This window comes from Streptomyces sp. MBT65 (genome assembly GCF_016612545.1).
GTDB lineage: Bacteria > Actinomycetota > Actinomycetes > Streptomycetales > Streptomycetaceae > Streptomyces.
The window spans coordinates 1-9,247 of the sequence record NZ_JAENRY010000292.1 but is presented as its reverse complement, the minus strand read 5'-3'; the positions used below and the strand labels follow the sequence as shown (position 1 = coordinate 9,247).

The following is a 9,247-nucleotide window of genomic DNA, read 5'->3' as shown; positions in this document are numbered from 1 at the left end:
CCCCCGCACCAACCCCGTCGTGCACGCCCCCACCCCCAGCGACGAACCCCTCGGCGTCCCCGCGCTCCTCATCGCGTCCCTCCCGCTCGACACCACCCGCAGGCACGCCGCCCCCGGCCCGCTGACCGACTTCGTCGTGGAGCGCGCGGCGGACGCGTACGTCGAACTCCTCGCCGCCTGGCGCCCGGTGACCACCGGCATCATCGACCTGGTCCCCGGCCCCCTGGCCAAGGGAGAGCTGGACGGCACCCTGCGCCAGGCGATCCTGCACCGCCTGCCGCGCACCGCCTTCCTCCCACCCGCCGTCGAGCCTCCCGCCACCGAAAACCTCACCACCGAAGCCCCCACCACCGAACTCCCCACCGACGAGCGCGAGTTGCCCGAGGCCCTACGCCCCCGGGACGCCGAGGTCATCGAGGGCGCGGGCACCGACACCGTGCGCGTCCTCGCCGAAGTCCTCCCCACCCTCCTCCCCGCAGGCCTCGAACGGCGCGTGGAACTACGGACGTTGGGCGTGGCCCGCGTCCCCCTCACCGACGCGGTCGACCGCTTGGCAGGCCTGGAGAAGGACCCCGCCTGGTGGCGTCGGCTCTACGACAGCCTCGCGGGCGTGGACCCCGACAGGCTCTCCGGACTGCCCGTACCCCTAGCGGACGGCAGGACGACGATCGGCCCCCGCCAAGTCCTCCTCCCCACACCCGACTCAGCCCAGGTGGAACCCGAGATCCTCGCCCGCCTCGGCCTCAAGGTCGCCCACCCCGACGCGGCGCACCCCCTCCTGGAGAAGCTCGGCGCGCTCCCCGCCACACCCCGCGCGGTGCTCACGACACCTCAGGTCCGGGCCGCCGTAGCCGCCTCCATCGACGACGAGGGCGGCGCCGTATGGGACGAACCCGCCCCCGACGCCGAGGAGTTGGCGGACACCGTCCTCGCCCTCGTCCGGGACGCGGATCTCCAGCCCGGTGACGAACCCTGGCTCGGCGCCCTGGCCCTGCCCGACGAGGAGGGGGAACTGGCGCCCGCAGGTGAACTGGTGCTCCCCGGAAGCCCGTTCGCCCAGGTGATGCGCGAGGACGAACTGGCCTTCGTCGACTCCGAGTTGGCAGACCGCTGGGGCGAACAACCCCTGGCCGCCTGCGGAGTCCTCGCCACCTTCGCCCTCGTCCGGGCCACCGACGTGGTCCTCGACCCGGACGAACTGGAGCCCCGCGACAGCGACTTCGCGGAACCCGACGACCCCGGCCTGCTGGACTCCGTGGACGTGTGGTCGGAAGACGTCCTGGACCGCTTCCCGGACACCCCCGTACCCCCCGTGGCAACGGAACTCGTAGCGGTCCGCGACCTGGACCTGGTCGACGACGACCGCTGGCCCCAGGCCCTCGCCCTCCTCGCCCAGCCCCCGCTCCGCGACGCGATCACCCAACAGGTCCGCATCCTCCTGCCCGACGGCACCCACGAGCTCGTACGCCCGTACACGGCCTGGTGGTTGCGCGGCCACCCGGTCCTGGACGGCCGCCGCCCGGCCGGCCTCCTGGCGGCAGGCGGCGACCCGCTCCTGCGCGGCCTCTACGACGAGGCGGACGCGACCGGCTTCGACGACGAACAGGTACTCCGGGCACTCGGCGTACGCACCTCCGTGGCCGCCCTCCTCGACGAGCCCGGCGGAGCCGCCGAACTCCTGGACCGCCTCGCCGACCCGGACCGCGAGGTCACCGGTTCCCAACTGCACGCCCTCTACAGCGCGTTGGCCGACCTGGACCCGGACCAGGTGACCCTCCCGGACGACCTGCGCGCCGTGGTCAACGGCGAGGTCACCGTCGTGGACGCCACCGAAGCCATGGTCGTCGACTCACCGGACCTGCTCCCCTTCACCACCGACATCCCCCTCCTCCCCGTACGCCCCTCCAGGGCAGCCGAGTTGGCCGAACTGTTCCAGGTACGACGCCTGAGCGAGTCGGTGACGGGTTCGGTGGACTCGGAGGGCACCGAACACGACGTACCCGATTCCGTCCGCGTCCTCCTCGGCCCGCGCACCCCCACCACGTACGTCGAACACGACGAACTGATCGTGGACGGCGTGGAGATCGACTGGCGCCGCACCCGCGACGGCGTACTGCACGCCTCGACCCTGGAAGGCGTCGCGGCCGGCCTCGCCTGGGCGGCCGCTCAGTGGCCGCGCCGCTTCGAGGTCGCGGCCCTCCTCGAAGACCCGTCCCGCACCGAGGAACTGGCCCGGGACCGCTGGTTCGACTGAGCTGCGACTGAGCCCGGCCGGCCCTCCGGGGCCGGTCCCGCATGTCCAGAAAAGCGAGGAAGAGCGTGTGCCGGCACACGCTGCCCCACTCACCCCTGCGGACGACCAGGTAATCAGTTCGCAATCCTCGTACAAAGAACTGATTCGACGTACAACCTTCACCACCCGCCGCGGATCACACCACGTGAGCCAACAGGCTCCGCCATCACTTGGGCCCCCGGCGCCGACGACGAGCCGTACGGAACGACCAGCGCGCCGGGGCCCCCTTTCTCCACTTGGGGAACGCATGCGCATAAGCGCCACCGTGGCCGCCGTCTCCGGCGCCCTGGTTCTCTCCGCCTTCGCCGTACCGGCCGCGCAGGCCGCGGGCTCCGACGCCGGCTCGTACCGCGCGGACGTCGCGAAGATCCGTGAGGCCGCCCACGCCGCCTCCGGCAAGGCCACCCTGTCCGGCTCCACCGTCGCCACACCCGCGGACGACGAGCCGTACGCCCTGAACGTCACCTTCTCCAACGTCAAGGTGCACAGCGGCAAGCCGATCGTGGTCGGCGCCGCCGCCCACGTCTCCGTGCCGGTCACGTACACGCTGACGCACGGCGCCGACGTCGACATCACCGCGGCCGACTTCCTCACCGGTCCGTACATCTACAAGGGCACCTACGCGAACCCGACCAACATGCTGTTCGGCGAGGACGCCGGCACCTGCACGGTCACCTCGGCGACCACCGCCTCCTGCAAGGCCACCATCGACATCTACCCGGGCGACGGCGACCTGACGAACACCGACGCCGGTGCCTGGAAGGCCGGCGCCGAGGCCATCGCGCTGAACGGCCAGGACCCGACGAGCGCCACCTTCGACATCACCAAGGTCGGCCTCGCGGACCAGGGCGGCTTCGCCTCCCCGAACGTCACGCGCCTGTCCAAGCTGACGGTCAACGCCACCCCGGAGCCCGTCAAGAAGGGCAAGACCATCACGGTCACCGGCAAGCTGACCCGCGCCAACTGGGACGCCAACAACTACACCGGCTACTCCACCCAGCCGGTGAAGCTCCAGTTCCGCAAGAAGAACGCCACCACGTACACCACGGTCAAGACCATCAAGACCACCTCCAACGGCAGCCTGAAGACCACCGTCAAGGCCACGGTCGACGGCTACTTCCGCTACAGCTTCGCGGGCACGCCCACCACGGCCCCGATCAACGCGACGGGCGACTACGTCGACGTGAAGTAAGCAGCAGCGGTGCGACCCCGGACCCGCGCCCTGTTCTTCAGGGGCGCGGGTCCGTGTCGTTCCGCGACAGCTGTTCGCCGACCGGAGGCGCATGGCCCAGGAGCCGGCCGACTTCCAGGCCCTCCTCGCGCGAGGTCACTCTCGGCAGCGGGGCGAAATCGTCGGGAAGAACGTCCAGCAGGCTCAGCATGCGGTCCCCCGCGCGCAGCGTGATCAACAGCTCGCACCGCAACTGACGTGGCACATCCGGCCGGTGGGACAGGGAGTGCCACAGCGCCGGACGCAGGTAATGCGTGGCGTCGGGCGCCGCGTTGGCCCGCACCCACCCCGACTCCAAGCGCTGGCTCAGACCGAGGTCACCCGCCCGCTCCTCCAGCCTGAACAGCGAGGCCGTATCGATGGCTTTCAGCTCGCGAGGCAGAGGCTGATCGAAGGGCATCGCCCCATCCTGCCCGACGACACCCCAGGAGCCGGTCCCCTCAGACCGAGACCCGCCGATCCACCACCCGCCACACCACCTCCAGCAGAACCCCCGCCACCGCCGAAATCCCCACCGCGACCCACGGCATGGTCACCCCCACCAGCTTCAACGCGAAGAAGTGCTGAAGCCACGGCACGACCAGCACGACCACGAACGCCGCCCCCATCGACGCCACCAGGGTGATCCGCCACCACGTGTAGGGCCGCGCGATGATCGCCAGCACCCACATGGAGATCAGGAACAACGTCAGGGTCGCCGCACTCGTCTCCGCCCCCAACGACCCCTTCCCCGTGTAGTAGTGACGGGCGATCAGATAGGTCACGAAGGTCGCCGCCCCGGCGATCACCCCGCCCGGGATCGAGTACCGCATCACCCGCCGCACGAAGTGGGGTTGCGCACGCTCGGTGTTGGGTGCCAGCGCCAGGAAGAACGCGGGGACGCCGATCGTCAGGGTCGACAGCAGGGTCAAGTGCCGTGGCAGGAAGGGGTATTCGACCCGCCAGCACACCACCAGCACCGCCAGCAGCACCGAGTAGACCGTCTTCACGAGGAACAGCGTCGCCACCCGCGTGATGTTCCCGATGACCCGACGCCCCTCCGCGACCACCGAAGGCAGCGTCGCGAAGCTGTTGTTGAGCAGCACGATCTGCGCGACCGCCCGCGTCGCCTCGGACCCCGAGCCCATCGACACCCCGATGTCGGCGTCCTTCAGGGCGAGTACGTCGTTCACGCCGTCCCCGGTCATCGCGACCGTGTGCCCGCGCGACTGCAACGCCCCCACCATGTCCCGCTTCTGCTGCGGGGTGACCCGCCCGAACACAGTGGCCTCGTCCAGGGACTTCGCCATCTCCTCCTGATCGGCGGGGAGTTGACGGGCGTCGACGACCTGGCCGGTGAGCCCCAGCTTCCCGGCCACCGCGCCCACCGACACCGCGTTGTCCCCGGAGATGACCTTGGCGTGGACGTCCTGCTCGGCGAAGTAGCGCAGCGTCTCCGCCGCGTCGGGCCGCAACCGCTGTTCCAGGACGACGAGCGCGGTCGCCTCGGCCTCCCGCGCGACCTCGGGATCGTCCAGCTCACCCGCGACCCGGGCCAGCAACAGCACCCGTAGCCCCTGCTCGTTGAGCCGCCCGGTCTCCGCGAGCGCGGGATCGTCGGCGCCCAGCAGCACATCGGGCGCCCCGAGCAGCCATGTGCTCGACTCCCCGTCGCCCTCGCTGAAGGACGCCCCGCTGTACTTGCGCGCCGAGGAGAAGGGCAGCGACTCCACGCACCGCCACTCCTCGCTGTCCGGATAGGCGGCGATGATCGCCTTCAGCGACGCGTTCGGCCGCGGGTCCGACTCCCCGAGCGCGCCGAGGACTTTGCGTACGTACGTCTCGTCGGCCCCGCCGAGCGGCCGCAGTTCGGTGACGTCCATGCCGCCCTCGGTGAGCGTGCCGGTCTTGTCGAGGCAGACCGTGTCGACGCGGGCGAGGCCCTCGATGGCCGGAAGCTCCTGGACGAGGCACTGTTTCCGGCCAAGCCGGATGACCCCGATCGCGAAGGCCACCGAGGTGAGGAGGACGAGTCCCTCGGGGACCATCGGGACGATCCCGCCGACCGTCCGCGCGATGGAGTCCTTGAACCCGTGCTGTTTGACGACGAGTTGGCTGATGACCAGCCCGATCGCGGTCGGGATCATCATCCACGTCACGTACTTGAGGATCGTGGAGATACCCGTCCGCAGCTCGGAGTGGACCAGCGTGAACCGCGAGGCCTCCTCGGCGAGTTGGGCGGCGTACGCCTCACGCCCCACCTTCGTCGCCTCGAACGCGCCACCGCCGGCGACCACGAAACTCCCCGACATGACCGCATCCCCCGGCCGCTTCACGACCGGATCCGCCTCACCGGTGAGCAGCGACTCGTCGATCTCCAGGCCGTCGGCCTCGACGCACTCCCCGTCGACCGCGACCTTGTCGCCGGGCCCGATCTCGATGAGATCCCCGAGCACGATCTCCGACGTGCTCACCGCGACGGCGGCCCCGTCCCGCCGTACGGTCGGCTTCGACTCGCCGATCACCGCGAGGGAGTCGAGGGTCTTCTTCGCCCGCCACTCCTGGAAGACCCCGATCCCGGTGTTGGCGATGATCACGTACCCGAACAGGCTGTCCTGGACCGGCGCCACGAACAGCATGATCAGCCAGAGCACGCCGATGATCGCGTTGAACCGGGTGAAGACGTTGGCCCGCACGATCTCGCCGAGCGAACGACTGCTGCGCACCGGGACGTCGTTGACCTCCCCGCGCGCCACCCGCTCGGCGACCTCGGCGGTGCTGAGTCCATGGGCCCGTGCGGGCGGAATGGGCACGGGGTGCACAGGATCGAGTTCGGCGCCCGCGTCGGTGTGCGTCATGCATTCGACGGTACGTGCGGATTTACGGCTTCACCCGCCGAGTGCCCGGAAGATCCGACCAGGGGAGGACGGCGGACGGGGCGGGATGATGCCAGGGGTGTAGGGGGAACTCCTCACTCCGCAGCAGCGGAGGGGCCGGCAGGAGAGGAGCCCGCCGCCGCCTCGGCCGCCAGCCGCTTGAGAGCGGCATCGCGCCCGCGGACGTACCAAATACCGATGAGCCCGAGTCCGGACCCGGCCAGGCAGGTCCACAGCCACCACAGATGGCCGTGGTCGTCGAACCAGCCGTAGAAGGGGAGCTGTACCAGGAAGAGGACGAACCAGAGGATCGTGCCGCCGATGATGGTCGGGACGATCGGGCCCTCCAGGGGCTCCGGTGCCTCGTGTGTCGGTGTCCACTTCGCCATGCCCCCAGCTTACGAGGCGGGACAGGACCCGTGGATCTCCGGTTGTCTACGCGCGGAGATAGCGCCTGACGTCTTCATATGTTCATACTGAAACGGTTTCCGTCTGTCCACTTCTGCTCGTAGGAACATCCAATGCAGACCGCCCTCGACCGCTACTTCAAGATCTCCGAACGGGGCAGCACGCTCCCCCGGGAGATCCGGGGCGGGTTCGCCACCTTCTTCGCGATGGCGTACATCATCGTGCTGAACCCGATCATCCTCGGCAGCGCGAAGGACATGTACGGGCACCACCTCGACAACGGCCAACTGGTCACCGCCACCGCCGTCACCGCCGCGTTCACCACCCTCCTCATGGGGGTCATCGGCAACGTCCCGATCGCGCTCGCCGCCGGACTCGGCGTGAACTCCGTCGTCGCCCTCCAGCTCGCGCCGCGCATGTCGTGGCCGGACGCGATGGGCATGGTCGTCCTGGCCGGTCTCGTCGTGATGCTGCTGGTGGCCACCGGGCTGCGCGAGCGCGTGATGAACGCCGTGCCGTACGGACTGCGCAAGGCGATCTCGATCGGTATCGGCCTGTTCATCATGCTGATCGGGCTCGTGGACTCCGGGTTCATCTCCCGCATCCCGGACGCCGCCCAGACCACCGTCCCGCTCCAGCTCGGCGGCGACGGTCACCTCAACGGCTGGCCGGTGCTGATCTTCATCCTCGGCACGCTGCTCACGCTCGCGCTGATCGTCCGCAAGGTCTCCGGCGCGATCCTGATCTCGATCGTCACCATGACCGTCCTCGCGGTGATCGTGAACGCGGTCGCGACGATCCCCTCCTGGGGCCTGACCACCCCGAAGTGGCCCGGAAACCCGGTCGCCACCCCGGACTTCGGCCTGATCGGCAAGTTCAGCCTGTTCGGCGGCTTCGGCAAGGTCGGCGTGCTGACCGGCGTCCTCTTCGTCTTCACGGTCCTGCTGTCGTGCTTCTTCGACGCGATGGGCACGATCATGGGCATCAGCGACGAGGCCAAGCTGACCGACGGCGAGGGCAACATGCCCGGCATCAACAAGGTGCTCTTCGTCGACGGCATCGCGGTCGCGGCCGGCGGTGCCAGCTCCTCGTCGGCCACCACCTGCTTCGTGGAGTCCACGGCCGGTGTCGGCGAGGGTGCCCGCACGGGCTTCGCGAACGTCGTCACGGGCGCGCTCTTCGCCGTAGCGCTGTTCCTCACGCCGATCGCCACGATGGTCCCGTCCCAGGCGGCCACCCCCGCACTGCTCGCGGTGGGCTTCCTGATCCTGGCGGGCTCCGTCAAGGAGATCGACTGGGCCGACCACACGATCGCGATCCCGGCCTTCATCACGATGGTGATGATGCCGTTCACCTACTCGATCACGAACGGCATCGGCATGGGCTTCATCACGTTCGTGGTGCTGCGGCTGGTGGCGGGCCGGGGCCGGGAGGTCCCGGTGCCGATGTACGTCGTGGCGGCGGTGTTCGGGTTCTACTACCTGATGCCGGCGCTGGGTCTGACGTGATCAGCGCCTTCAAAGGCTGTCACGTGACCCCGTAGAACTTCTCGGTCTCGTCGACGGCGGTCTTGAACCGCTCGTCGAAGTCGTCCCGGATGAGCGTCTGGACCACATAGTCCTGGACGCTCATTCCCCTTTTGGCCGCATGGTGTCGGAGCCGTTCGAGCAGCTCCCCGTCTATCCGCAGGCTGAGCACGCTGGTCCCCATGTAGACGAGGGTCCGGGGCGGTTCCGGGCGGTGGGTGACGTTCCGCGCCGGTATCACTCATATGGGTGACGGGAGGGTTCAGTGGCCAGGGTCACGGGCATCTCGGCGTGTCGTATCGGTATCCAGTTGGTCTTTAGCGAGAGTAATGAGTTAAGCTAAAGAACATGCCGGACCTTACCCATGGCGACGACGCTGCCGCTGTGAACTCCCTGCGATCAGCCGTGATGCGGTTGTCCCGCCGACTCAAGCACCAGCGGGTCGACGAGTCACTGAGCCCCACCGAGATGTCGGTGCTGGGCACCCTGTCCACCTGCGGCAGCGCGACCCCTGGCGAGCTCGCTCGCAAGGAGCATGTGCAGCCGCCCTCGATGACCCGCATTGTGGCGCTGCTGGAGGCCAAGGGCTTGGTCCAGCTGGAGCCGCACCCCGAAGACCGGCGCCAGAAGGTCGTCACCAAGACCCCCCAGGCAGAGGCGATGCTCGAAGAGAGCCGCCGCAAGCGCAACGCGTTCCTGGCCGGTCTGGTCGACGGCCTCGACGAGGACGAGTGGGCGAAGATCGTCGCCGCCGCCCCCGTGCTGGAGAAACTCGCACACCTGTAAGCGGGCTCCCATGCCCGCACGTTCTATGTAGGAGGCGACACTTTTGAGTTCGGGACCCGGAGCAGATTCCGCACCCGCGCCAGCCACCCCCGGCTCCCCGCCCACCCCTGACACCCCCGGTAAGTCCTCGATGTTCAGCTCGCTGAAG

Annotated in this window: 8 protein-coding genes; 4 read left to right on the top strand and 4 right to left on the bottom strand. The window is 69.2% G+C overall.

The window, feature by feature from the left end; translation table 11 throughout:
* Both JHN63_RS41255 and JHN63_RS41250 read left to right on the top strand, forming a co-directional pair.
* The coding region (locus tag JHN63_RS41255) for a molecular chaperone Hsp90 (protein ID WP_200690257.1) at nucleotides 1-2,254 on the top strand (2,254 nt) is incomplete at its 5' end.
* Nucleotides 2,255-2,540: 286 nt separating this feature from the next.
* On the top strand, nucleotides 2,541-3,485 hold the full coding sequence (locus JHN63_RS41250; protein ID WP_200690256.1) for a hypothetical protein: 945 nt from the start codon (nucleotides 2,541-2,543) through the stop codon (nucleotides 3,483-3,485).
* Nucleotides 3,486-3,522: 37 nt separating this feature from the next.
* Here the strand turns inward: JHN63_RS41250 and JHN63_RS41245 are convergent, their stop codons facing one another.
* The 3 genes from JHN63_RS41245 to JHN63_RS41235 form a co-directional block, all read right to left on the bottom strand.
* Nucleotides 3,523-3,924, bottom strand: a complete 402-nt coding sequence (locus JHN63_RS41245) for a hypothetical protein (RefSeq protein WP_200690255.1) — start codon at nucleotides 3,922-3,924, stop codon at nucleotides 3,523-3,525.
* A gap of 40 nt (nucleotides 3,925-3,964) precedes the next feature.
* Nucleotides 3,965-6,361, bottom strand: coding sequence for a cation-translocating P-type ATPase (locus JHN63_RS41240; protein WP_200690254.1), 2,397 nt, complete (start codon nucleotides 6,359-6,361; stop codon nucleotides 3,965-3,967).
* Between the two features lie 113 nt (nucleotides 6,362-6,474).
* Nucleotides 6,475-6,768, bottom strand: a complete 294-nt coding sequence (locus JHN63_RS41235) for a DUF2530 domain-containing protein (RefSeq protein ID WP_200690253.1) — start codon at nucleotides 6,766-6,768, stop codon at nucleotides 6,475-6,477.
* A gap of 132 nt (nucleotides 6,769-6,900) precedes the next feature.
* Here JHN63_RS41235 and JHN63_RS41230 point away from each other — a divergent pair, with 132 nt between their 5' ends.
* Complete coding sequence (locus JHN63_RS41230) at nucleotides 6,901-8,295, top strand: NCS2 family permease (protein ID WP_200690252.1); 1,395 nt, start codon at nucleotides 6,901-6,903, stop codon at nucleotides 8,293-8,295.
* Between the two features lie 19 nt (nucleotides 8,296-8,314).
* On the opposite strand, the gene JHN63_RS41225 is transcribed toward JHN63_RS41230, so the two are convergent.
* Complete coding sequence (locus JHN63_RS41225; RefSeq protein ID WP_200690251.1) at nucleotides 8,315-8,497, bottom strand: ribbon-helix-helix protein, CopG family; 183 nt, start codon at nucleotides 8,495-8,497, stop codon at nucleotides 8,315-8,317.
* Between the two features lie 164 nt (nucleotides 8,498-8,661).
* Between JHN63_RS41225 and JHN63_RS41220 the strand changes: the two genes are divergently transcribed.
* Nucleotides 8,662-9,099 carry a MarR family winged helix-turn-helix transcriptional regulator gene (locus JHN63_RS41220; protein WP_026150457.1) on the top strand — a complete coding sequence of 146 codons (438 nt, stop codon included), beginning with the start codon at nucleotides 8,662-8,664 and terminating at the stop codon, nucleotides 9,097-9,099.
* The last annotated feature ends 148 nt before the right edge of the window (nucleotides 9,100-9,247 follow it).

Excerpts from the sequence above, each read along its gene's own strand:
- JHN63_RS41250 (WP_200690256.1), top strand. The coding sequence starts at position 2,541 with ATGCGCATAAGCGCCACCGTGGCCGCCGTCTCCGGCGCCCTGGTTCTC.
- JHN63_RS41245 (WP_200690255.1), bottom strand. The coding sequence starts at position 3,924 with ATGCCCTTCGATCAGCCTCTGCCTCGCGAGCTGAAAGCCATCGATACG.
- JHN63_RS41240 (WP_200690254.1), bottom strand. The coding sequence starts at position 6,361 with ATGACGCACACCGACGCGGGCGCCGAACTCGATCCTGTGCACCCCGTG.
- JHN63_RS41235 (WP_200690253.1), bottom strand. The coding sequence starts at position 6,768 with ATGGCGAAGTGGACACCGACACACGAGGCACCGGAGCCCCTGGAGGGC.
- JHN63_RS41230 (WP_200690252.1), top strand. The coding sequence starts at position 6,901 with ATGCAGACCGCCCTCGACCGCTACTTCAAGATCTCCGAACGGGGCAGC.
- JHN63_RS41225 (WP_200690251.1), bottom strand. The coding sequence starts at position 8,497 with ATGGGGACCAGCGTGCTCAGCCTGCGGATAGACGGGGAGCTGCTCGAA.
- JHN63_RS41220 (WP_026150457.1), top strand. The coding sequence starts at position 8,662 with ATGCCGGACCTTACCCATGGCGACGACGCTGCCGCTGTGAACTCCCTG.